Consider the following 24,951-nt stretch of genomic DNA (forward strand, 5'->3'; position numbering starts at 1 on the left):
AATAAGCGGCATGGGAGCCAATTAATGCTGCACACTATCGATACTTTGAGCAAAAACTCACCATACCTTCTCTACGTGCTAGCCTGCCTCTTGCTTGCAGGCTGTTCTGCTGAACGCAACAATCCGCTCAGCAAGGCCTATCATAACACTACGGCCCGCTACAATGGCTATTTTTTAGCGAAAGAGAAGCTGGATGCCATCGAAAAGAGCATCCAGGACCAGACTGTGTACGATTACAACCGGCCATTGCCCATCTTCCCGCCCATCGACTCTGCTACCTACAAGGCGCACGCCGCCGATTTGGAGGACGTCATTAAAAAGGCCTCTTTCCCGATTCAGTACCACCCGAACAGCAAATGGATCGACGATAGCTACCTGGTCATCGGCAAGGTGCGCTTTTATGAACTCAATTTTCCGGAGGCCGCTCAGACGTTCAGGTATGTAAACTCCACAGGCAAAGACCGCCACGTGAAACACGAGGCGCTGGTGTGGCTGATGCGCTCTTTCCTGAAACTGGGTGAGACAGACAATGCCTGGCAGGTATCGGAGTTTTTGCGCAAAGAGCGCCTGAACCGCGACAATGCCCGCGAGCTATACCTGGCCCGCGCCGAGTACCACCTCATGCAGGGCGATACCGCTGCCGTGATCGAGAACCTGGATTTGTCGCTGCCGAACTTTACGGAGCGGGATGACCAGTCGCGCGTTCGCTTCTCGCTAGCCCGCCTATACCAAGACCGTGGTCAGAGCAAGGAGGCCTACCAACAGTACAGCCGCATCCTGCGTCGTAACCCGCCTTACGACCTGGGCTTTTTCAGCCGGCTATACCTGGGCCAGGTTTCGGAACTGGACGATGCGCAGGACCTGAACCGCATTGCAGGCTATTACCAGAAAATGCTGCGCGACGAGAAAAACGCCGAGTACCGCGACAAGATTTATTACGAAATGGCTGTGTTTGAGCGCCGCCAGCAGCACTACGACAAAGCACTGCAGAACATTGAAGCTTCCCTGAAAACACCAGGCACTATACCTAACCAGAAAGCCTATACCTACCTGCTGGCCGGTGAGATTTATTTTGAGAACCTGAACAAGTACGATCTGGCGCAGGCCTATTATGACAGCGCCTTACAGGTATACCCACAGCAGGCCCTGGAATATGAGCAGGTGCTCGAGCGCCGCAACGTACTGGCTGACTTCACCAAGCAGTACAACACGATCCAGTTGCAGGACAGTCTGCAGCAGCTGGCTGCCCTGAGTGAAGGCGAGCGCCTGGCTTTTGTGCAGAATCTGGTGCAGCAGGAAGAGGAAGCTCGCCTGCAGGAGCAAGCCAAACAATTGGAGCAGGAAAAGCAGCGCCAGGGACGCCGTGCCCAGGAACAACAGGCAGCTGTAACCGTCGGAGGTCGCAATAATCCGGCGGCTGCAGCAGCAAACGGCAATACAGGAGGCGTATTCTACTTCGATAACCCGGCTGCTTTGGCAACAGCCCGTTCTGAATTTGTGCGGCGATGGGGTGACCGTCCGCTGCAGGACAACTGGCGACTCCTTAGCCGCGGCGAGACAGTGGGAGGACAGGAAGAAGTGATCGCAATGGACGCTCCTGCCGACACCGCAGCAGCTGAATCTGAAGAAAACCGCTCTGCCCGCTTGCAGACCCAGGTCGAAACTTACCTGCAAAACATCCCGACTACGACGTTGGCTTTACAGCAATCCGAAAAACTGCTGGAAGATGCCATGTTCCGCCTGGGCAACATCTACTCACAAAAGCTCAACTCACCGGAAGACGCGACTGCTACATACGAGAAGTTCCTGCAGCGATTTCCCCAATCCGAGCACGCAGCCGAGGCGCATTATAGCCTATACCTGATCTATAGCCGGGCAGGCAGCGAGCAGAAGGACACGTACTACGCTAAAATCAAGCAGCAGTACCCGAATACGATCTACGCCAAGCTGGTAGACGACCCGAACTTCCTGAGTCAGAACGCCCTCAACAACATCAAGGCGCACGCGCTCTATGACTCCGCTTTTGCGCAATATGAGCAAGGTGGGTACCAGCAGGCCACCGCTTTGCTGACAGAACTGAGCCAGGCATACCCGCTCAATGATATACCTGATAAAGTAGCCTTCCTGCATGTCATGATCACGGCACGCTCCCAAAGACCGGAGTTGCTTCGGCAACAACTGCTGGCCTTTAAGCAGCAGCACCCGTCCAGTTCGCTGGCCCCTCGCGCCGACGAATTGCTGAAGCGCTACCAGGATCTCGAGGGCAAACAACAGCTCCGCCAGGAAGCACCTGCACCACCTACAGCACAGAAACCGGACGAGCGTACGCCGGAGCAACGGGTTAGCAACAGCATCGCATTGGCATCGGCACGAGGACGTAACCCGTCGCCACGACAGCAGCCGCAGCCAATTAATCTAAATACAATCCCTGATTCTGCCACTGCCAGACCGGACACGACAAATACGACTCAAATTGGCACGCCTTTGGATGCGACAGCCGTAGCACAGGACACCGCAAGGGCTCAGGCACCAACGGTACAGCCGCCCGTAGTTGATCCGCTGGCTTATACCAGTGCCCCTGATTCGGCTTACTATTTTGTGATGCTATACCCTACGGAGCACGCCGCTTTCAAAGACATCGGAGCAAAGTATGAGAAGTATAACAACACCTACTTCCGCAACCAGAAGCTGACTATGGAGCAGCAGCCATTTGATGGCAACAGAGGTATACTGCTGCTGCGGACTTTCCCTAACCTGAAAGAAGCACAGGCTTATACCATAAAACAAAAAGCGCCACAATCCCCGATAGGCAAAATTCGAGGCGTAGAATTCATTACCTTTGCAATATCATCCGAAAACTGGCAGAAGTTGCTTCAGAAGAAGGATGTAGAAGAATATCTGAATTACTTCAGAACGAATAATTAACATGGCAACAACCACCCGCCCAAAACCAAAAACGGTATTCCCTAAGATCATTTCCACACTCTGGCTGCTTTTCCTGAGTGGCCTGGCTGTGTTCATACTTTACATTTATGCGGTCAGCGTCAATTTCCTGAACCTGTTTGGTGACCTGCCGAACATGCGCACGCTTGAGAACCCGAAGAGTGCCCTTTCCTCCGTGCTTTACTCAGCCGACAACAAGGAGCTGGGCAAGTACTTCCGCGAGAACCGAACCCCGATTGAGTTTTCTGACCTGCCTGAGAATTTTGTGCATGCCCTAATGGCAACAGAGGACATCCGTTTTGAAGAGCACTCAGGTATAGACCCGGAGGCGATGGCACGTGTGGCCGGCTCTCTGATGATCGGCAGCTCGAAGGGTGGTGGCAGTACCATTACACAGCAGTTGGCCAAAAACCTGTTCCGCACTCGTGGTGAAGAGCTGAACAACGGCTACCTCAACGACAAGCCGGGTTTCCGTACGTTGATCCACAAAACGAAAGAGTGGATTATGGCCGTGAAGTTGGAGCAGTCCTATACCAAGCAGGAGATCATGACCATGTACCTGAACATCTTCGAGTTTGGCAGCAACGCCTTTGGCCTGCAGTCAGCATCGAAGACGTTTTTTGGCAAAGATGCTAAGGACCTGGAGGTACAGGAGTCGGCTGTGCTGGTAGGCCTGTTTAAGAACCCGAACTTCTATAGCCCTAAATTCAATTCAGATAACTCGAAGCATCGCCGCAATGTGGTGCTTTCGCAGATGGTGAAGTACGGCTATATGACACAGGCTGAATTCGACAACCTGAAGAACACGGATATTGCGTTAAAGTACCGTGTTGAAAACCAAAACGTTGGTTTGGCGCCGTATTTTCGTACTGAGGCCAGCAAGTTTTTGCTGAAGTGGTGCCGCGAGAATGGTTACGACCTGTATGCGGATGGACTGAAGATCTATACCACCATCGACTCACGCATGCAGCAGTATGCCGAGCAGGCAGTGGAGGAGCACATGAAGGATCGTCAGAAAGAGTTCTTCTCCCACTGGAAAGGCCGCAACCCATGGATCGACCGCCAGGGCAAGGAAATCCCGAACTACCTGCAGACCGCCATTAAACGCACGGACCGCTACCGCAACCTGAACAGGCAGTTCGATGGTAACCAGGACTCCATCAACTTCTACCTGAACAAGAAGATCCCGATGACCATCTTTACCTACGATGGGGAGAAGGAAGTTCAAATGAGCCCGCTTGACTCGCTCAAGCATTACAAGCACTACCTGCAGACCGGTTTCATGGCCATGGAGCCACAAACGGGCCATATCAAGGCTTGGGTGGGTGGCATCAACTACAAGCACTTCAAGTACGACCACGTGAAACAGGGCGCGCGCCAGCCGGGTTCTGTGTTCAAGCCTTTCCTGTACACCGCTGCCATCGAAAACGGCTATTACCCATGCTACGAAACGCTCGACACGCAGGTGTGTATACCTTTGGGCGACGGTACGATGTGGTGCCCGAACAATGCCGATAATAAGTTCTCCGGCGAAAAGTTCACATTGCGCAAAGCCATGGCCCAGTCCGTGAACTCTATCTCTGCTTTCCTGGTAAACAAGCTCGGCGCTGAAACACTGGTTAAGACAGCCAGGCGCATGGGTATCACTACCCCGCTCGAGGCGAATCCATCACTCGCATTGGGTGTAAACGACGTGACACTCTATGACATGGTAGGCGCGTACGGCACATATGTGAACAGCGGAACCTGGATAGAACCAAATTTCATTACCCGTATCGAAGACAAGCACGGTAACGTGTTGCATGAGTTTGTGCCAAAGACAGTAGATGCGCTCAGCGAAGAAACTGCCTATATGATGGTGCATATGCTAAAAGCGGCTGCTGAGCCGGGTGGTACTGCCTATTACGGCCTGCGCCACCGCAACGGACTCAAAAACGAGATTGGCGGTAAAACGGGTACGACCCAGAACTACTCGGATGCCTGGTTCATGGGCATAACGCCTGATCTGGTGGCAGGTGCCTGGGTGGGTGGCGATGACCGCTCTATCCACTTCCGTACGATTGCGCTGGGTCAGGGTAACAAACTGGCGATGCCGATCTATGGTAACTTCATGCAAAAGGTATACGCCGACAAATCACTGGAAAGATCAAAAGACCCGTTCCCTAAACCTTCTACGCCTTTATCGGTAGAATTAGATTGCGCTAAGTATAACAATGGCATGCCGGTAGACTCTTCGCAGCAAGACGAGTTTTACCAGGTTCCTGCCCCGATCGACTTAGATGCTTTCTAATGAAAATTAAGCATGGCTGCAAACGAGAAGCTGCGGGAGAAGATTTCCCATTTACCACATAAACCGGGCATTTACAAGTTCTTTGATGATGAGGGTATCATCTATGTAGGCAAAGCGATTGATATTAGGAAGCGTGTCAGCTCCTATTTCAATCGCTCTGCCCAGCATAATAAAAAAACGCTTAAGCTCATCTCCAGGATCAAGGACATCGAGTTCACGATTGTGGACACGGAGGCCGACGCTTTTTTGCTGGAAAATAACCTGATCAAACAGTACCAGCCCAAGTACAACATTCTGCTCAAGGACGGGAAAACCTATCCGTATATTTGCATCGTGAACGAGCGTTTCTCTCGGGTCATCAGCACACGCAACAAGATAAACGACGGTTCCCGGTATTTCGGTCCCTACCCAAGCGGCACCACCATGCACATCGTGCTGGATCTTATCCGGACGCTATATCCTCTGCGTACGTGTACCTATAATTTGTCCCCGGAGAATATTGCTGCTGGCAAATTCAAGGTATGCCTGGAGTATCACATTGGCAACTGCAAAGGCCCTTGCGAAGACCTGATAGACGAAACCACTTACAACCAGTACATTTCTCAGATCCGGAATATCTTGTCGGGCAACCTATCCATCGCGAAGACCTATTTCAAGGAGCGTATGGCCGAGGCCGCTGCGGATTACCAGTATGAGCAGGCCCACCGTTACAAGCAGAAACTTGATTTGCTGGAAGACTACCAGGCCAAATCTACTGTAGTAAGCAACACGCTTTCGAATATCGATGTCTTTTCGATCACCTCGAACGAGAAGTGCGCTTTTGTGAACTACCTCAAGGTCATGAATGGCTCCATCATTCAAACGCAATCCTTAGAGCTTCACAAGAAGTTAGATGAAAGTGATGAAGAGCTGCTCGCCACTGTCATTGTGCAGTTGCGACACGAGTTCGAGAGTACTTCCCGTGAGATCATCACCAATATTGAACTCACACTTCCGCTCGATAACATTACCATCACCCAACCCCAGATAGGCGATAAGCGCAAGCTGCTAAATCTTTCGTTGAAGAACGCCATGTACCTGCGCAAAGAGCGGGAAGGTCGTCAGGAGCAGAACAAGAACTTAGGCGAGCAGCGTGAGATGCGCGTTCTGGAAACGCTGAAGAAAGACTTGCGCCTTACCGAGCTGCCCCGCCAGATCGAATGTTTTGACAACTCCAACTTTCAGGGGGACAATCCGGTTGCGTCGATGGTATGTTTTAAAAACGGTAAGCCAAGCAAAAAAGACTACCGCCACTTCCATATTAAATCTGTTGTTGGCCCCAATGACTTTGAGTCGATGTACGAGGTAGTGACTCGTCGTTATAAGCGGCTGATAGAAGAGAACCAACCATTGCCTCAACTGATCATTATAGACGGCGGCAAAGGACAGCTTAGCTTTGCCGTGAAGGCACTGAAAGACCTTGATCTTTGGGGCAAGATTGCAATTGTAGGTATAGCCAAACGATTGGAAGAGATCTTTTACCCGGGTGATAAGCTTCCGCTTTACATTGATAAGAAATCTGAGTCGCTTAAACTGATTCAGCGCTTACGAAACGAGGCGCACCGTTTTGCCATTACTTTCCATCGCTCCCGTCGCGACGCGGGTACGCTCAAGACCGAGTTGACAGAAGTAAAGGGGATAGGCCCAACGACTGCTGATGCGCTTCTTCAGAAATACAGGTCCGTCAAAAAGCTTAAAGAACTTTCGCTTGCAGAACTAACGGAGGAAGTAGGCCAGCGCAAAGCCCAGATCCTCTTCGACCATTTTCATAGTTCAGGGGAGACTGCTAGTTCTGGTGAGGCTTCCTGAATTAGATAATTCCTCTTTCCTATACCTTAACTGAACCACAGTCATTTGCATGAACTGCTTTATTGTGCCTCTCATCGTAGATTGCCCTTCGATTTTTACGACATCAATTTCTGACAGCTTACCTTCTACTTTAGAACGAGCCACTTACGTAGCTATACCTGACCTGCCTTGTTTAACACCTAGATCTGGCCTTGTCTGGGATTGAAAGGCCGTACTTTCAGATACAACAGTTATCACATCGTTTGTCATTAGAGGCCATCTTGGTTAAAACAAAAAAGGGAGATCTTTTCAGATCTCCCTTTTTTATGATTGTCTTACAATTAGTAGCTCCACAGGCTGTACTCGTACTCGATCAACGCTTCGAGCGCTTCCTGAGCGGCTAACAAGCCTTTTTTACCACCACCATAGATATCGCCCAGTGCTCTGTCGTTAGGGTTAGATATTTTGGTAATGTAAGAGCTGAACAGCCACAGATCAAACGCATCAGCCAGATTCTTGTGCTGTGCATCGTTCTGAGCGTTGTACCAGATAGCAGTTTCAGGGTTGTTTCTGAAAACCTTAACCAGATCGCTCATTTTAAAGCTGCCTACTGTCTGCTCAAAACCTAGTGGGTTAAGCGTAGCAGGAACCTTAATGCTGATCGTCTGAATGTCGTGGTACATACGGGAACGCTTCTTGTCGAATACTACGTTCTCTTTCAGCTCCAGCAGGTAAAGCTGCTTTGCAAAGAATTCATTACTTACAGGGCCAGTCTCTTGTGTAGCAGTTGTACCAAGAGCAGCACCCCAGGCGTCATCATCTTCCTCTTCCTGACCGAAACCAGCAGCGATTTCCTCTTCCGTCAAACCACCGCCCATATCTTTGCCGGTCATGTTTGCCAGGAACTCCTCTCTGGATAGCGGTACGTTTACAGAGTCCGTCTTATAGGCCACCAACTCGCCGCTTTTTACAGCATCGATCAAAACTTTGGTGATCTCTTTGTTTTCAGAAAACAGCGGTCTGTTTTGTTTCTCACGCAAGTCGATCTTGCGCCAAACCGTTTTCTTAAACAATACATCAGACTCCGGAATAGGTCTTGCTGATGGATTACTGGACTGCGTGGTAGACACTTGCTGTGCTACTGCTCCGTAAGAGAGCATCATACCAGCTGCTACACCTATTACTTTGATAAGTTTCATACTCCTGTAAGCTTCTAATCTTAATTAGTTAAGTGGGATAGTGAAGATACCGTCTCCTGTTGGTTTCGCATCAACTGGTGAGCCTTGGTAGTTCAAACGCTTCACTTCCAGTACCTCGATGGTTACTCTGTCGCCTTTTCCAGCTTTTGCTGCAAAACGGGTCAAGTCACCAGTTGGGCTTGAAAATTCAGCCTGGTCTACTGGGTTTGAACCTCTAACCAGGAATGCTCTCCACTTTGTTACTCTATAACGTGCTTCGTTAGGCAAAAATTGCTTAAACCCTTCGTCAGCGATCGCCTGTATCTCTACTGATCTGATGCCTTGAGCCGGTAAACCTCTTTTCTGGTCTACTGGTCTGCCATTCACCACAGTCTGCAAAGATGGTCTTGGCACCGGACGAACTTTGAACGTTTCTGTACCAATCGCATTACCACCGCTGCTCACGTTAAGCTTCACTTCAGTAGTAGTTGGGATAATGGTAACCTGACCTTTCTTAGCACCTTTGATGGCAGAACCACCAGCAGCAGAGAAGCTAGGATCATATACTGCACCTAATGCAGGTACCTGTACGTTCAGTTCGTTCGCGCAACCCAGGTATAGGGCCTGAACTGCAGCTGACTGCACCTGAATTACTGGCTTCGCTACGATATATTCTTCTGTTACGTCCAGTATTTCCTGCTCACCGTTTTTGTCGATGATCACCTGACCTTTCCAGGTCTGCTTAGAGTTACCGTCAGCATCGTAGTTGTTAGCAGCAGCCGTGAACTCGATCTGGCCTTTGCCGTCTACAACGTTGATTGGCTTGCCTTGGAACGTCATCTTTGGCGTGATAGCATCAGATGAAGCAGCGATAAACATATCAGCTTTGTATTTTGTACCGGCAGCTACTGTCTTCGACTCAGCACGTGCCATCGCGAAGATCTTCTCGAACTTGATGATGTCAGCACCCACTCTCTGAGCAAGGTTCTGCAAGGCATCTGCTTCGTACTTCAGGATCTCTGCTTCTTTCTGTGAAAGGGTTGCAAGTGCTGCTACCAGTGGAGTAGCCTCGAAGTTCAACTGAGCGAAGTCTTTGTTACGCTGGCTACGGTCTTTAGAAGCCATTGGGTCAGTCTTTCCATCACGTGCCAGGATGTCCGGCATGTTCGGGTTATACTGCTTCATGAACTTTGCATAGTTGTTCAAGCGCTGCTCTAAGTCATAAGCCGCACCGTTTTTAGCACTTGCAGGTCCAATCATGTTAATGGCAACCAAATCTTCTGCACTTGGATTTGCGTATCCTGTTCCATCTTCATTCATACCGCCTGCTTTTTGTACTAGCATATCACGGGTACTACGAATAAAGTTGACCAGTTCAGATGTCTGCTGTCTCACAGCATTGGCGCTCTCGAGGACAGCTTTGTCTTTGTCTCGGTTACCGCCTTCGCTGACCTTTGATTTAATATTAGTTACAACTCCGCTGTTATCTGTTATCGTCTTATCGTTAACGTCCTTAAGACTTTCATCGATAAACTGGAACTTTAACAGGATAGCAGAGTTCACTTGCAGGGCGAGAAGTGCGGTCAGTACCAGGTACATCATACCGATCATCTTCTGCCGTGGTGTCTCTTTTCCTCCAGCCATTTTCTACTTAGTTACTGTTGTTTTCTTGTTGATTTAGGAAATGATGCGCAATTAGCCTTTCATAGCTGTCAGCATGTTACCGTACACTGTGTTCAGTGAGTGTAGGTTATGCGTCAGTTTAGAAACTTCTTGCTTGAACTGCTCCGTGTCTTTGCTGGCATCGGTCAGGTTTTCCATGGCCATGCTCAGGTTTCCGTAGAACTTGTTCATTGCTTTCAGGTGCGTGTTAGCATCCTGAAGCTCCATTTCATAAACAGCATTCAAAGCTCCTAAGTTTCTTGTCATGCTCTGTACTTGAGTGTGATACTCCTGTGCATCACCTGTAGCAACTGCCATTTTAGACAGTGCATCTGCTGTTGCAGAGTAAGCTTCGGTAATGCGGCCCAGCTCGTCGCCGGCAGCTTTCACGCGTACACCATACTCATTAGTAGCAGCTGTAGCCTGGCTCAAGTCAGCCATTTGTGCAGCTGTTTCGCTTAGTCTGTTCAGGCCTAGACCCAGTGTGTTGATTGTGGCTGGCGTAATGTCAGCGTCACGCATCATTTTGTCAAGCTCCTTTGTAACGGAAGTGTTGCTCGAAGCTGTTGTTGGGATAAGCGCCTCACCTGAATAGTCATCAGCCAATTGTGGGTATACTCTTGCCCAATCCGGATCGTGTGGCTGTGGCTGGAATGCACTCAGCGCGAAGATTACGGCCTCTGTACCAAGACCTACGATCAGCATAATGTCGGCACCTGGCCAGTGCTGAATTTTAAACAATGCTCCGATAATTACGACTGCGGCACCAAGACCATAGATTTTGGGCATCAACACGTCGTACAAGAAACTGCGACCTCTAGCTTTGCTCATTTTGTTTTCAAAAATTAAATGTGAACGATTGGGTATTAAATTGTTTAGTTTTTAACTGTTAGAACACTTCTACTGCCTATCTGAACTCTCTGCCTGAAGAGCGTCCCAGGTAGATCATCGCGTTACGGAAACCGATGTAAGACCTGGCTGAGTCCTGATATTCGAAGTTACGGGTGCCAGTTTCGAGGAAGTATGCAATATCTTTCCAGGAGCCGCCTCTTACTACTTTGCGAGGCTCGTTATCATCATAATAAACAGGGTTCAAGTCCCAGGTGATCGGAACAGTAGCGTCAGCGTAGGCATCTTCGCACCACTCGGCTACGTTGCCGGCCATGTCATACAGACCAAAGTCGTTCGGGAAGAACTGGGCTACAGGAGCTGTGTAAGTAAAGCCATCGCTGTAGTAGTCGCCGCGGCCCGGCTTGAAGTTAGCCAGCAGACAGCCTTTGGCATTACGCAGGTATGGACCACCCCATGGGTAAGTTGCCATATCGCGACCGCCTCTTGCTGCATATTCCCACTCCGCCTCAGATGGCAGACGGAACTGCGGCATTGGCGCCATGCCGTTGTCGGCATTGGCCTGGTTCTTATGCTTCGTTCTCCAGTCAGAGAAGTATTTTGCTGCAAACCAGTTTACACCCACCACCGGATATTCGTCAAATGCCGGGTGAGAGAAATAGTATTCCATCAAGGGATCGCCCATGTGGTAAGTGAAGTCCCGTACCCAAACGGTTGTGTCAGGGTATAGGCTTGTCATCACGAAGTCCTCGCCCAGAACATCGATCGAGTCATTGACCATTACTTCAATAAACTGACGGTATTCGTTGTTCGTAATCTCGGTTTCGTCCATATAGAAGCCACCTATTGTTACCTGCTTGTTCAGGTTCGCCATAGTTGCCGCTATATCCTGATCCGCCTGACCCATGTGGAAAGTTCCGCCCGGGGCGGCGATCATGCCGTAGGGTACAGCCTGTGGATTGTAGTCTGGTCGATCCTCTGCGCCCACCAGGTCGCCTTGCGGTCCTCTTCTTAACCCACAACTCGCAAGCAGTACCACCGCCAAAGCGAAGGAAGACAGCTTTAATAGTTTGTTCATGATGACTTTGGAAAAAGTAAATTTTTTAGCAATTATTTATGCACACTATTTCTGGTGTAGCAAATATATTGAGAATTAGAAATAAAACAAAAACAATTGAAATTCTCACTTATTAATAATTTTCAAACGGTACAATATCAAGAATATTATACCATATGCAAATTATTTTAACTGTATTTTTTCAAGAATACAGCTTTTCAGCGATAAATACAAAATCCCTAATATTTATTTTGTGAAATTATAGCGAGGGGTTCGCACTGGAGGCCTGAACCGAACAACTGGCTCTGGTAATCGGTAGGATACCATCACTTCGTGTGATGTTGGGGCCTTGGCCTCCTTATTAAATGTAGTGAGATCTAATGCATATCCTACCCGCAGTGCGTTGTCCTGCAACATCGCTATACCCACAAGCGCACTAACAGCTTCCTGATGCCGAAAATTCAATCCGCCCCAATATTTTTCATCAAATGTTACGCGGGCACCGGCATCAAACGAAAAAGTCTCTGTGTCATGCTTTAAGAGGGCTGTCGGGGTGAGCACCAACTGGTTGGTGAGTGGTAAATGATAACCGCCTGTCAGGTATAGGTGGTTCTCGCCTACCACGCGGCCACTTCCTGTGTTATCCACGTTCATAAACTGGTAGCTCGAACCCAGTAAATTGGTCACGCCACCGCCTGCATAGAAGCGCTCTGACTCATACCAGACACCGGCTCCCATGTCGAATTTAGAATCAGAACTGTTAAACGGGATGCTGGGGTCACCCTCATCGATAAAGCGGTAACTGCCCTTTCTTATATTATTTATATTGCCTTGCAGGCCGATACCCAGTTTGCCCTCTCCCACGTTCAGGTGGAAGGAGTATGAGATGGCCGCCTGTTGAATGCGGGTGTTGGCGATCTGATCCTGCATGAGCGTTATACCCAGACCACCCTTTAAAAGCCGTACTGGCGTGTGCGCTGTCAGAAGCAAGGTGCGCGGCGAACCGCCGTCGTCAAACGAGGCATCGTAGTTGAGCCACTGGTAGCGGTAAATGGATTGTATTTCCGGGCGGTTGGTTATACCTGCATAAGCAGGGCTGATATACATGCCGTTGAATCCATAATGGGTAAACTGAGGCTGTTGCTGCGCCCAGGAGTTGAGGTGGCATACAAACAGCAACAAAACGGCAGGTATAATCTTTTTCATAGAATGTTGCAGCTAAGCAAACGTTAACTGGACGTTAAAGAGCCAGAGTTGAACCAAATATATATATTAAACAGTAAAACGCAAAAGCAAGCAGATGGTTGATTCTACTTGCTTTTGCGTTTTACTGTTTTTATCTAGCCTCTCTTACTTCTTCTGATTCTGGATGTATACCTCTATGGCTCCCGTCATGGAAGGGGCGTTGGGCATCGGCGCCTCTATATCCAGTTCCAGCCCAGCGTCGCGCACAGCCTTGGCCGTGGTTGGCCCAAAAGCCGCTATGCGGGTGTTGTTCTGTTTAAAGTTAGGGAAGTTGATAAACAGCGAGCTTATACCTGACGGGCTGAAGAAGGCGATGCAATCGTAGGTCACATCGTCCAGGTCCGACAAATCGGCCTCTACTGTTTTGTAGATGATGGCTTCCGTGTGCTTGATCTTGTTCGCTTTCAGGAAACCCGGGATATCGTCTTTGCGGATATTGGAGCAAGGGTACAGGAAATTCTCATTCTTGTGCTTCTTGATCACCTCAAACAGATCCTTAGCCGTTTTCTCGCCTACGAACAACTTGCGCTTGCGCAAGGTGATGTATTTCTGGAGGTAATAAGCCGTCTGGTCTGAGATACAGAAGTATTTCATGTCAGCAGGCATCTCTATCTTACTTTCCTGGCAAATTCTGAAAAAATGGTCCACGGCATTGCGGCTGGTAAATATCACAGCTGTGTGCGCCAGGATGTCCACCTTGTCTTTGCGGAATTCTTTGAAGGAAACAGGCTCTACTTCGATAAACGCCCTGAAATCTACCTTAATCCCATATTTGTCTGCTATAGAGAGATAAGGAGAATTGTCGGTAGTAGGCTGTGGTTGCGTTACGAGTATACTCCTGATCGGAATACTGTGTCTTTCAGGATTTGCCCAAGCCTTTTCTTTACTTTCAGCCATAGAGTATGGAAGTCTGTTATTATAATATTGGCAACATGCCGAAACCGTCAATTTTGTGTTTTTAAAAGTTAAACACAATAAACTTCAGCATGATTGTCAACGGAATCACTTCTGTGGCGCAAAGGTAAGAAAATAAATGCAAATTTATCACAGAAGTCTGCTTATTTACTGTCACAAATACACGAATAACCGTGATTACCAGTAACAATAACACTGCCATGCTCGAAACCGTGAGTACGGTATCGGGAGCTACGTGGTTGAGCGACAGGTATAGCAGCATAACCACGGGCAGAAACAGACCCAGAAACAACAGAGAACGCAGAAACTCACTGAATTGCACCTGCACGATCTGCTCCAATCCGAAAATGTAGCCCATTACTTTCAGGAAAAGGTACTTTAGCAGGATGACCGCAAAGATCAGGAAGGTATAGAACAGAATCTTGGTCGTAATGTCGGACTCGGACACCGGAAAAAGGCGGTTAAAGATGCGCACATGCTGCACATTGGTATGAATAGCCGCGATCAGCAGCGCCATAGACATAGAAAAGGCGATGATAAAGAGCACACCTGACCAGGTGCTGAGCGGTTTAGCCAGGATGCCTTCATCCAGAGACCGGGTACGCCAGAAGGACTGTGCCCCAAACACTGCCTGGAAGTCGGAGGGGAACGTGGTCTTGAGCCCCCCATAAAGCAGTCCGATCAGCAGCATGAAAATAATAAAAGCATTTTGGTTGACGTACTCGCGAAGCCGCACCGAGAAACTTCCCTGCATCGTTTCGCTGTCGGCTCGCTCTGTTTGTACCCGGTTGCGAAAGGAGCCCACATTGGGGTGCTGCGATGGATGCCATACCGACAACAGGTAGCGCCCGTTCACTGGCTTCACCCGATTGTTCCACGTGGCCAGGTCGAAGGTATAGTTGGAAGTGGAGTCTGCCGTGAAGATAAGTTGGTTGTTCAGAAAGAGGCACAGGTCCTTTTGGGCCGTAAACTCAATCACAAAAGGCTTGGCAGGCGCCATGGTCACCCACTGGTGCACGGCACTGTAGCCGCCATGCAGGTTCGTAGCATAGGGCACCAGGTTATTGGAGCCTGCATCGTATACCTGCCAGTTGCCATTGAGGGTGTTCTTTTGCTCCAGTGGCAGCACCTGAGCCTGTAAGGGCCAGGTCAGCATGAAGAGCAGCAGCAACAACCCGAAGCTATACCTAATGCGGTTAGTGAAATACACGGTCAGGGTGAAAATTTAGGAAGCTATACCTTATGAATGCAATACACCCTGCATTTGCAGCATGCTGATGTCGATTAGATGCTCATCGGTGATCGAGTCGGGCACGAACACAAAGCGCTTGTCATAGATCTTACCATCGATGTAGTAGCTCACCCAGTACTCGTTGTTGAGCTTGAAAACCGACGGGTCGATCACTTCCACTTGCACAAAACTTTTGGCCTCCACACGCTCGAACATGTGTCGCAGTACGGATGTTTTCACTTCTTCATCCTTTATAATACCATAGCCCTTAGAGGTGACAAACACACTGTCGAGGGCTACGCTGTTGTTGTTGATCAGGTATACGTTCCAGGTGCGCTCCTCCGGCGACTCGCCCGTGAAAGCGATCGCCACGGCCACACCCTGAACCGGGGTGAAATCAATGTCCTTCTTCATTTAATCTTTTGTAATGCTGGCCTCGAAAAGGGTGGCCAGGTGGCCCAGAAGTTTTTCCTCTACTTCTGCCATCGGCAATTCGCGGCCCAGCTCTTTTGCCAGCGATGTTACCTGTTTGTCGGTAATGCCGCAGGGCACGATGTTATTGAAATAGTCTAAGTCGGTGTTGATATTGAAGGCGAAACCGTGCATGGTCACCCAGCGGCTGCATTTCACGCCCATGGCGCATATCTTGCGTGGGTTCTTCTGCTCCACGTGGTCCAACCATACGCCGGTGAGGCCAGGTATACGGCCGGCTTCTATACCGTAGTCTTTCAAAGTCAGGATAATCGCCTCTTCCAAAAAGCGCAGGTACTTGTGTATATCCGTAAAAAAGTGATCGAGGTCCAGAATCGGGTAGCCCACGATCTGCCCCGGCCCGTGGTAAGTAATGTCGCCGCCACGGTTGATCTTGTAGAAGGTAGCACCCTTGGCCTTAAGTCCTTCTTCGTTAATCAGCAGGTTGGACTCGTGGCCGCTCTTGCCCAGGGTATAGACGTGCGGGTGCGAGCAGAAAAGCAGGTAGTTCGTTGTAACTTCCTGTGCTTCGGGAGCTGCCGTGCGGTTACGCGCCTTCATATCCAGTATACCTGTAAAGAGCTTGTCCTGATAGTCCCAGGCCTCTTTGTAATCGATCAGCCCCAGGTGCTCAAATTGTATGGTCTTATTCTGTGACACGTCTTTTCTCCCTTCTTGCAAGGTATAGCCGCAGCGCTGATCAGATGCCAGCCGAACTTCTATACCTCTAATTTTCAACAAAGATACGGCCGCCCGGGGGCATACGCAAACGGCACTGAGGCTGCCAATGTAAAACCGCCTTTCGCCATTATAAGTTTAAGTCACATATGACGACACCACTAGCACCCCATCTCTCCACCGGCGCCAACGGCGAGGACCTGGCCTGCGAACTGCTGCACCAGAAAGGTTACCGCATTCTGCAGCGCAACCTGCGTATGGGCAAAGCCGAACTCGACATCATTGCCCACCAAAACGAGGTATTGGTGTTTGTAGAAGTGAAAACCCGAACCAACGATAATTTCGGATACCCAGAGGAGTTTGTAAACCGCCGGAAGCAGCGCATGATCCTCAACGCGGCGGACTCCTATATCTTAAAAACAGGCTGGAAAGAAGACATCCGCTTCGACATCATCGCCGTCACGATGAGCAACCCGCCGGAGCTGTTCCACATCGAAGACGCTTTTCATTGACAAGACGACATTGCATCCGAGACATTTCATAGTGCAGCTACTACCTACTTATTTCCAGCTATACGCAGCCATGTTCGCAATTCTTCTCACAGAGTCATCAGACAAAAACGGATACTGTTCCTTTAATCTTTCTACAGCCAGATTATAAGCGTCCTCAAGCTCCAGGGACAGCCAAAACTCTGATTGGCTTGCGAAGTCGTAAATTGAGATTATCTGATTCAGTACAGCTATACCATAGTTCAGCTCAATCTCCTGCTTCGTCTCAAATGTCCACCATGTTTTGAGATGCTTACTTATTGCCTCATCGATTCTGCTTTCGTCGGTTGTAAACATAATGTAGCCGAAGTGAACTAGTATCTAAAAATGGGAATAACTTTACGAAAGGCAGTAGGCTATATCTTAACGGCTCGAAGCCCGCTTGTCCAGCTTGTCTTTCTCGAAAATGAGGGACCCGTGGCGGTCGTACTGCTTCACCAGGATTGGCTCTGCCTGCGGCTCGTAAGGTGTTTTGGGGTATTGGTACTCAAACTGTCGACGGGCTCTGAAGTCGAAGTGCTTGACCCAAAGGCCCACTTTACGGCCTTTCTGGTATTGCCCCATCCACTCGAGCTGGCCATTTTCATAGAAGCGGTAGTAAGTCCCCTGCACTTCTCCATAGGCATACGGGATCACTTCTTTTATTTTCTTGGTGCCCTCGTAATACTTCACCACGGCATCGCGCAAATAGCCTTTTTCGAAATGCTCCTTTGCCAGTAGTATGCCATCGCGGTTGTAGCGTTCCCAGCGCAGGTGTTTGGTGCCGATATAAAAGTATCCTTCTTCGACCACCTCGCCGCCCTGCTCTTTTTTGTAAGGACCGTGCAATACCTTGTGCTGATCCGGGTTCAGTTCGCCGCGGGTTTTGTAGAGTTTGCGCCGCTTGGTGTCGTAGTAGTACTTCTCTGGGGCATAAGGGTCAGGCTGCTGAAACTCTACCAGGTAGCTGAAGGATTCGATCACCTCTCTATCGCCACGGCCTGTCTTCACGAAACCACGGGCTACTCGGTCGCCCATGAAGTAGCGCTTGTCAGCTTTCTTCTTGCGCTTTTTAGGCTGCTTTTCCTCTACTTTATCCAGGGAGTCGCCTATTTGCACAGAGGGCTTGGCCGTGTCAGCCAATGCGATAGCTTCGGCTTTGGCGCTCTGCTTTTCAGCAGCCCGGCTCAGATTGTAGTCGCTGTTATACGCCTGGGGCTTGCAAGCCGCAACGCCCAGCACCACAGACAAAACCAGCCAGCCAAGATAAAGCGTGTGCCTCATATGTTTTCGTTCAGATAAATGCACTTCTGTTGTTTCCAAAAAGCTATACCTTGTTTAAGGTAACGTAAATATGCAGATAAATCATATACCTGCCAAGTACCGATCCGGCAGGTATAGTCCCTATAACTTTAAGCCCGGCGCCTTAGTTCACCGAATCCCCTTCAAAACGAAAGCGACACCCAGCCGGGTGCCGCTTTTGTACTGTTAAGTATAATTATGAAAAGTACTGTTACTCTTTGTCTATCAGGTCCACGCTGCGCTTCACAAAGGCAGTGAGAGCGGAGCCGGAAAGCATGTTCTGCGAAAGCAGGGCCAAGTCGAAAGCCTGACGGGCAATGCGCTCCTTGTTGTCGTCTTTGGCTTTGAGGATGCGCTGGTTTATGCTGTGGTTCGCGTTGATGGTCACGTTGTAAGTGTCCGGCATGTTGCCCATGAACATCATACCGCCGCCGCCAGACTTGCTCATGTCCTTCATGCGGCGCATAAATTCCGGCAGGGTAATGATCACCGGCGCATCGTCCGGGGCCATCGGTGCTACTTCCACCTGCATGTTCTGGTTGTTGATCGCCGTCTCGTAGACCTTCTTCAGGTCTTCCTTTTCGGTGTCGTTCAGCACGCTGTCCTTGGTTTCGTCTTTCTCGATCAGCTTGCCGATCGTCTCAGAGTCCACACGCTTCAGTGAGGTCTTCTCGAGCTTCTGCTCCAGCATACCGATAAAGTGGCTGTCAATGATAGAGTCGAGCTTGAGCACGTCGTAGCTGCGGTTCTGAGCGGCCTCCACGAAAGCGTGCTGCTTATCGGCGTCGGTAGTATAGAGCATCACCAGTTGGCCATTCTTGTCGGTTTGGTTTGCTTGGGTAAGCGCCTTATACTCTTCCAAGGTATGGTACTTCCCTTCGGTGTTCTGCAGCAGCACAAAGTCCTTCGCTTTTTCATAGAATTTATCGTCGCTCAGCATGCCGTACTTGATGAACACGTTGATGTCCTCCCAGTTGGTCTCGAACGTAGGTCTGTCCTTCTTGAAAATATCGTTCAGCTTGTCAGCTACCTTTTTGGTGATATAGGTGTTGATCTTCTTCACGTTGGAGTCGGCCTGCAGGAACGAGCGGCTCACATTGAGCGGAATGTCCGGCGAGTCGATTACCCCGTGCAGCAGCATCAGGAACTCCGGCACCACATCCTTCACCTCGTCGGTGATGAACACCTGGCGGGAGTAGAGCTGAATCTTGTTGCGCTGGATCTCGAAGTCATTCTTAAGCTTAGGGAAGTAGAGTATACCGGTCAGGTTGAACGGATAGTCCACGTTCAGGTGAATCCAGAACAGCGGCGCCTCCGAAAACGGGTATAGTTCTTTGTAGAAGTTCTTGTAGTCTTCGTCAGTCAGTTCAGACGGCTGCTTGGTCCAGATCGGGTTCGGGTTGTTGATGACCTCTCCCTCAAACTCCACTGGCACTGGCAGGAATTTGCAGTACTTATCGAGGATGGTACGGATGCGGGCCGTCTCCAAGAACTCTTCTGAATCGGAAGCTACATGCAGGATCACATTTGTTCCCTGATCTTCTTTATGGGCCGGCGCGATGGCAAACTCGGTGCTGCCGTCGCAGGTCCAGTGCGCGGCTTCCGTACCTTCTTTATAAGATTTCGTGATGATCTCCACACGGTCGGCCACCATGAAGGCGGAGTAGAAGCCCAAACCGAACTGACCAATGATCTGGTTCTGCTCGCCGGCATCCTTATAGCGTTCCACGAACTCAGTCGCACCGGAGAAGGCAATTTGGTTGATGTACTTTTTAATCTCCTCGGCTGTCATACCGATGCCGTTGTCCGAAATTGAAATGGTGCGGGCCTCTTTATCTACCTTCACTACCACCTTCAGCTCGCCCAGGTCGCCTTTGTACTCGCCGATGGCGGATAGGCGCTTCATTTTCTGGGTGGCGTCCACGGCATTACTCACCAGTTCACGCAGAAAAATCTCGTGGTCAGAGTAAAGGAACTTCTTGATGATCGGGAAAATGTTTTCAGTGTGAATACTGATATTACCTCTTTCTTCCATGTGCTGTACTTTTAAAATCTATATTTTAATAAGTGATGTCTTCGAAATCGATGCCTTTGAAAAGGTCTGTGGTCTCTCTGCCCAAGCGCTTTCAAATCCTGTTCCACAGGGAACCTCGCAGCCCAATTGTGACATGATGGCAGAAAACCAGTCTTTCATCGAAATTTCAGATCTAGCCATGAGCTGTTTTGGCATGTTTTTGGCGCCAGCAAAAGCATAATTTAACCAGCCGTATGCTTATGCGTACATACAACATTGGTAAAAAAGTCCTAACTTTGTTTTAAAGCCCTGCTATAGGTGTACCGGTTCACGACATATATCGCCCTTTTTCTGCTGCTGCTGTTCACGCGCGCCATGGTGCCGGACCAGTTGCTGTTGAGCCTGCACAGCCATGCCCACACGGAGCATAGCCACCCGGGCGACCAGAAAAAAGCGCATGTCGAGAAAAAGCATAACCACTGTCCCGTAGAGGAACTGTTTGGCGCGCCCTATCAAAGTGCTACCGCAGTCTATACCTTCAGGACGCCTGTTGCGCTCACGGGGTATGCTATACGCTATACCCACTACTCGGCTTTTGATTCATTTGCCCGCCTCACACTCCGCGGCCCGCCCGCTCTCGGCTAAACCTCTCACGCTTACTGCAGTCTTACCGTGTGTCGCCTCTCCCGACGCCTGTTACAGACTGGCCAATCAGTTTTGCATACCGACTGCCCAGATGCAGCGATAGGCAAGGCGCACTGGCGTTCATTTTATTTTGCTGGCATTATGGCTCTTCCCATACCTGTAGCTGCTTTTCGGCGAGCAGGTTAGCGAGAGGCTGTAACCCATACCTTATACCTAAATTTTGCACGGACTGTGTTCAGACCTAAATTCATACTAGTGCTGTTGTGGCAGCTACTCCTGATGGCCCCCATGGCAGTGGCCCAGGGGCAGCTATACCTGGACGGAGACGATCCGGAGCAGGACTGCGGCCTTACCCTCTCAGGCAAGGTGCTGGACCACGACACCCGCGAGCCGCTCATTGGCGCTACTATTTATATTGAAGAGCTGCAGCGGGGCACTATGTCCGATGAATACGGCAACTACCACTTTCATCATTTGTGCCGTGGCAGCTACACCCTCAAGGTTACCTACATTGGCTATGTCGCGGAGCGGCCTGTGCTTCGAATAAGCACCTCTACGGTTCGAAACCTCACCTTGCACACCGATGCGCGCCAACTCAAGCAGGTTGTGATTACAGGTGGGCGCCTACAGGAGCAGGCGCAGGCGATAGAAACGCTTCAAGGGCGTGAACTGGAGGAAACCCGTGGCCTCTCGCTAGGCGAGTCGTTGAAAAAACTGACGGGGGTAAGCTCTGTGCAAACGGGGCCCACCGTCTCCAAGCCTGTGATACACGGCCTGTTCGGCAACCGCGTAGTGATCATGAACAACGGTGTGCGGCATGAGTCGCAGCAGTGGGGGAACGAACACGCCCCGGAAATTGACCCGCTGAATGCCCAGCAGATGCGGGTAATCAAGGGAGCGGCAGGGGTACGCTACGGCTCCGACGCTATCGGGGGAATCGTGCTGGTGGAGCCTAGTGCGCTACCAGATTCTGCCGGTATAAACGGAGAGGTCACCCTGATCGGAAGCACCAACAACCGTATGGGCACGGTGGCGGCCATGGCAGAAGGTAAGTTGCGGCAGTTGCCGCTGAGCTGGCGCCTGCATACCTCGGCAAAAAAAGCGGGCAGCGCCCAGGCACCTGCCTACAATCTGAACAACACAGGCTTTGAGGAGCAGAACATGGCCGCTATGCTGGGGTACAAGCAGCAGCGCTTTGGGGCGGAGCTATACTATAGCTACTTCCACACTAAGTTGGGCTTTTTGTCGTCGGCGCACATCGGTAACCTAACGGATCTGGCAAACGCCATCGGGCGGGAGCGGCCGGAGGAGACGGGCAGCTTTACGTATACCATCGCCCGCCCTTACCAGGATGTGTCCCACCACCTGCTCAAGGCCAAAGCTTTTTACCAGACAGGCGAGGCAGGTGAGTTGCAGTTCACTTACGGGCTGCAGCAGAACGTGCGGCAGGAGTACGACAGACACCGCAACACCGGAGACCGTCCGCAGCTGGACCTGGACCTGCAGACGCACACCACTGAACTGGTATGGGAGCACAAACCGGTTGCCAATCTTTCCGGGAGCATGGGGGCCACCACCATCTGGCAAAACAACTCTTACGCTGCCAACACCAGGCCTTTGCTGCCTTACTTCATCAATACCACCATCGGTGCTTTTGTTTCGGAGAAATGGCGAAAGGACAACCTGCAGTTGGAGGCGGGCATACGCTACGACAATAAAGCGCTCGACATCAAGCGGTGGAACCGCACGGAGGGCGTGTTGCGCCCATCCTATACCTTCCACAACTTTTCCGGCAGCTTTGGCGCCCTGTACGACTTGGGCTACCATGTTACCTTGAGCGCCAATGTGGGCTATGCCTCCCGAGCACCGCACGCTTATGAGTTGTTTGCCAATGGATTACACAACAGTGCGGCCTCTTTTGAGCGTGGCAACCCTGAGCTGGTTTCGGAAGATGCCGTGAACACGGTAGCTACCCTGAACTACCATTCTAACCTCCGGCTAAACGGAGAGCTTAGTCTCTATTACAACACCATCAACAATTACATTTACCTGCAGCTGGCACCAGACTATGCGCTGGGTATAGGTGGCGCCTACCTGCAGGCCGACTACATGCAGGCCGATGCCCGGTTCTGGGGGGCGGATCTGAACTTCGACTACGCTCTAACCAACCGGCTGACGCTGAACAACAAAACGTCGCTGGTATATGCCAAGAACAGGGAGACAGGCAGTTACCTGCCCTTCATTACGCCTGGCCGCACCGACAACACCCTCCGCTACAGCTTCGAGAACAAGAGCGCTTCCAGGCTCTCTGACAACTACCTGGCGCTCGGAGGGCTATACGTAGGCCGCCAGAATCGTTCTGATGCGCAGTCTGACCCTGTGTTAGCGGCACCCGATGCTTACTTTCTGCTGCATGCCGAGGCGGGCACCAACCTGCAGTTCGGAAAGCAACAGGTAGAGCTAGGTATAGTGGGCAGCAACCTGCTCAACACCAGCTACCGCGATTACCAGAACCGTCTCCGGTACTTTGCCGATGAGATGGGCCGCATGATCATGTTCCGCATCAAGGTCCCGCTGTAGACACCTTTATTTTTAGAGATTCAATTAATTAAAACTAAAACAAAACAGTTTATTTATCATGAAGAAATCATTCAGACCTTACATTGCTTTTTTGCTAATGGGCAGCTTACTTACTTTTTCAGCCTGTAAAGACGAGGAAGATCCTGAGCCAGACCACGAACACGATGCAGTTACGACAGTGACCTTAACGCTTACACCTACTAGTGGGGGCCAGGCAGTTACAGCTACCTGGGAAGACCATGACGGCCCAGGTGGAAACGCTCCTGAGATAGATGAGTTAGTGCTAAGCGCCAATACCACGTATACCGGCTCCATAACCTTTGCCTCCGAAGAAGAGCACGGTGACCACCACGACACACATGACCTGACAGAGGAAATCCGTGAAGAGGGAACAGCGCACGAGATTTTCTACCTGGTGACGCCACAGGGCCTGGTTACTTTCAACAAAACCGATAAGGACGCCAACAACCTCCCGATAGGACTGGAAACGACTGCTACTACTTCGGCAGCCGGAACAGGCAAGGTACGCATCATACTGAAGCACCAGCCAGGTACAAAAACCAGCACCAGCAACGAGAACACAGGCGAGTCTGACGTGGACATCACGTTCGACACTAGAGTTCAGTAGTTTGCAACTAATTTGAAAAGATAAAAAGGGGGAGCCTGTTGGTTCCCCCTTTTTTTGTTCAGCCCCTAACACTATAGAGACTCAGCTGCAAAGGGATAGCCTCAGGTGCTAACAACTACATTATTGTGTTTGGCGTAAGTCCGCTTAACCAGCAGTGTATGAATGCCATCACGTAGGCAGCACGCAATCTTTGAAATAATACACTATATTTAGACCCTATTTGACAGAAAGTCTCACTACGAAACTAAAACTACATGAACAGTATATTCAGACCCTACCTCACTTTTCTGCTAATGGGCAGCTTACTCACTTTTTCGGCCTGCAAAGACGAGGACGAACCCGGTCCGGAAGATGAGCAGGAAGTAATTACGGCTGTGACCATCTCGCTGACCCCAACCGGAAAAGGCCAAAATGCAGAAGCTACCATTAGCACCATAACCGGTACGCAGGTACAGAACGCACCACTTACACTACGGCCAGGCACTGAATATACAGCTGTAGTGACCATGGCCGACGAAAGCAAAAACCCGGTAGCCGACATGACAGCGGAGATCCGCAATGAACGTGACGAGCACTTACTGGTGTATACCTTTACGCCTGATGCTGGAAGCAGTGCAACGGTGAACGTAGCCATCACAGACCTTGATCAGAACAACCGCCCTGTCGGGCTGGAATCTACTGTGACAACCGGAACAGGTATAGGAAATGGCAAGCTGAGAGTGGTATTAAAGCATCAGCCTGGTGGCCTTAAAACAGGCACCAACACAACTGCAGGCGAAACCGATGTTGACGTGAACTTTAATGTGATCGTGACTAACTAAGTCTTTTCGTTAGAGAGCATAAAAAAGACCGCAGTAGGTATAGCCTACTGCGGTCTTTTGCTTTTTGTATCTGTCTATACCTGTTGGC

The 24,951-nt window shown here is 50.2% G+C and carries 20 protein-coding genes; 8 read left to right on the top strand and 12 right to left on the bottom strand.

Features of this window, described 5'->3' with window-relative positions; all coding sequences use genetic code 11:
- Positions 1 to 75: 75 nt before the first annotated feature.
- Genes porW through uvrC form a run of 3 tightly spaced genes read left to right on the top strand, consistent with a single transcriptional unit; the run spans position 76 to position 7,081 of the window.
- Positions 76 to 2,925 carry a type IX secretion system periplasmic lipoprotein PorW/SprE gene (gene porW / locus C8E01_RS13920; protein ID WP_243409581.1) on the top strand — a complete coding sequence of 950 codons (2,850 nt, stop codon included), beginning with the start codon at positions 76 to 78 and terminating at the stop codon, positions 2,923 to 2,925.
- Position 2,926: 1 nt separating this feature from the next.
- Entirely contained in the window at positions 2,927 to 5,233 is a 2,307-nt protein-coding gene (locus C8E01_RS13925; RefSeq protein WP_116544058.1) for a penicillin-binding protein 1A, read from the top strand.
- 12 nt (positions 5,234 to 5,245) lie between these two features.
- Positions 5,246 to 7,081: an excinuclease ABC subunit UvrC gene (gene uvrC / locus C8E01_RS13930; RefSeq protein ID WP_116544059.1), complete on the top strand. Its 1,836-nt coding sequence runs from the start codon at positions 5,246 to 5,248 to the stop codon at positions 7,079 to 7,081.
- Positions 7,082 to 7,401: 320 nt separating this feature from the next.
- Here uvrC and porN read toward each other — a convergent pair whose 3' ends face one another.
- The 9 genes from porN to lipB all read right to left on the bottom strand — a co-directional run bounded on the left by porN (position 7,402) and on the right by lipB (position 16,328).
- Positions 7,402 to 8,259 (bottom strand): type IX secretion system ring subunit PorN/GldN, encoded by an 858-nt coding sequence (porN, locus tag C8E01_RS13935; protein ID WP_116544060.1) that lies wholly within the window; start codon positions 8,257 to 8,259, stop codon positions 7,402 to 7,404.
- 24 nt (positions 8,260 to 8,283) lie between these two features.
- Positions 8,284 to 9,882 (bottom strand): type IX secretion system motor protein PorM/GldM, encoded by a 1,599-nt coding sequence (gene porM, locus C8E01_RS13940; protein WP_116544061.1) that lies wholly within the window; start codon positions 9,880 to 9,882, stop codon positions 8,284 to 8,286.
- 51 nt (positions 9,883 to 9,933) lie between these two features.
- Positions 9,934 to 10,731, bottom strand: coding sequence for a type IX secretion system motor protein PorL/GldL (gene porL / locus C8E01_RS13945; protein WP_116544062.1), 798 nt, complete (start codon positions 10,729 to 10,731; stop codon positions 9,934 to 9,936).
- A gap of 76 nt (positions 10,732 to 10,807) precedes the next feature.
- The gene (gene porK, locus C8E01_RS13950; protein WP_116544063.1) at positions 10,808 to 11,827 is read right to left on the bottom strand and encodes a T9SS ring complex lipoprotein PorK/GldK; all 1,020 of its coding nucleotides are present in this window, start codon (positions 11,825 to 11,827) and stop codon (positions 10,808 to 10,810) included.
- 225 nt (positions 11,828 to 12,052) lie between these two features.
- Complete coding sequence (locus C8E01_RS13955; protein WP_116544064.1) at positions 12,053 to 13,012, bottom strand: PorP/SprF family type IX secretion system membrane protein; 960 nt, start codon at positions 13,010 to 13,012, stop codon at positions 12,053 to 12,055.
- 144 nt (positions 13,013 to 13,156) lie between these two features.
- Positions 13,157 to 13,948: a uroporphyrinogen-III synthase gene (locus C8E01_RS13960; RefSeq protein ID WP_116544065.1), complete on the bottom strand. Its 792-nt coding sequence runs from the start codon at positions 13,946 to 13,948 to the stop codon at positions 13,157 to 13,159.
- Positions 13,949 to 14,009: 61 nt separating this feature from the next.
- The gene (locus C8E01_RS13965) at positions 14,010 to 15,176 is read right to left on the bottom strand and encodes a DUF4271 domain-containing protein (protein WP_243409582.1); all 1,167 of its coding nucleotides are present in this window, start codon (positions 15,174 to 15,176) and stop codon (positions 14,010 to 14,012) included.
- Positions 15,177 to 15,206: 30 nt separating this feature from the next.
- A complete protein-coding gene (locus tag C8E01_RS13970; RefSeq protein WP_116544066.1) occupies positions 15,207 to 15,611 on the bottom strand; it encodes a hypothetical protein in 405 nt (134 codons plus the stop codon).
- A complete protein-coding gene (gene lipB, locus C8E01_RS13975; protein ID WP_116544133.1) occupies positions 15,612 to 16,328 on the bottom strand; it encodes a lipoyl(octanoyl) transferase LipB in 717 nt (238 codons plus the stop codon).
- Positions 16,329 to 16,495: 167 nt separating this feature from the next.
- Here lipB and C8E01_RS13980 point away from each other — a divergent pair, with 167 nt between their 5' ends.
- Positions 16,496 to 16,858: a YraN family protein gene (locus tag C8E01_RS13980; RefSeq protein WP_116544067.1), complete on the top strand. Its 363-nt coding sequence runs from the start codon at positions 16,496 to 16,498 to the stop codon at positions 16,856 to 16,858.
- A 48-nt stretch (positions 16,859 to 16,906) separates the two neighbouring features.
- Here the strand turns inward: C8E01_RS13980 and C8E01_RS13985 are convergent, their stop codons facing one another.
- From C8E01_RS13985 to htpG, 3 genes are all read right to left on the bottom strand, one after another.
- Entirely contained in the window at positions 16,907 to 17,191 is a 285-nt protein-coding gene (locus C8E01_RS13985; protein WP_116544068.1) for a hypothetical protein, read from the bottom strand.
- Positions 17,192 to 17,257: 66 nt separating this feature from the next.
- Positions 17,258 to 18,157, bottom strand: coding sequence for a toxin-antitoxin system YwqK family antitoxin (locus C8E01_RS13990; RefSeq protein WP_116544069.1), 900 nt, complete (start codon positions 18,155 to 18,157; stop codon positions 17,258 to 17,260).
- A 229-nt stretch (positions 18,158 to 18,386) separates the two neighbouring features.
- Positions 18,387 to 20,210, bottom strand: a complete 1,824-nt coding sequence (htpG, locus tag C8E01_RS13995; RefSeq protein ID WP_116544070.1) for a molecular chaperone HtpG — start codon at positions 20,208 to 20,210, stop codon at positions 18,387 to 18,389.
- A 297-nt stretch (positions 20,211 to 20,507) separates the two neighbouring features.
- Here htpG and C8E01_RS14005 point away from each other — a divergent pair, with 297 nt between their 5' ends.
- From C8E01_RS14005 to C8E01_RS14020, 4 genes are all read left to right on the top strand, one after another.
- Entirely contained in the window at positions 20,508 to 20,834 is a 327-nt protein-coding gene (locus tag C8E01_RS14005) for a hypothetical protein (protein WP_116544072.1), read from the top strand.
- Positions 20,835 to 21,065: 231 nt separating this feature from the next.
- Positions 21,066 to 23,414 carry a TonB-dependent receptor gene (locus C8E01_RS14010; protein WP_116544073.1) on the top strand — a complete coding sequence of 783 codons (2,349 nt, stop codon included), beginning with the start codon at positions 21,066 to 21,068 and terminating at the stop codon, positions 23,412 to 23,414.
- A gap of 58 nt (positions 23,415 to 23,472) precedes the next feature.
- A complete protein-coding gene (locus C8E01_RS14015; protein WP_116544074.1) occupies positions 23,473 to 24,042 on the top strand; it encodes a hypothetical protein in 570 nt (189 codons plus the stop codon).
- Positions 24,043 to 24,296: 254 nt separating this feature from the next.
- Positions 24,297 to 24,863, top strand: a complete 567-nt coding sequence (locus tag C8E01_RS14020; RefSeq protein ID WP_116544075.1) for a hypothetical protein — start codon at positions 24,297 to 24,299, stop codon at positions 24,861 to 24,863.
- The last annotated feature ends 88 nt before the right edge of the window (positions 24,864 to 24,951 follow it).

The sequence above is a fragment of the Pontibacter virosus genome (assembly GCF_003096355.1).
Lineage (GTDB): Bacteria > Bacteroidota > Bacteroidia > Cytophagales > Hymenobacteraceae > Pontibacter > Pontibacter virosus.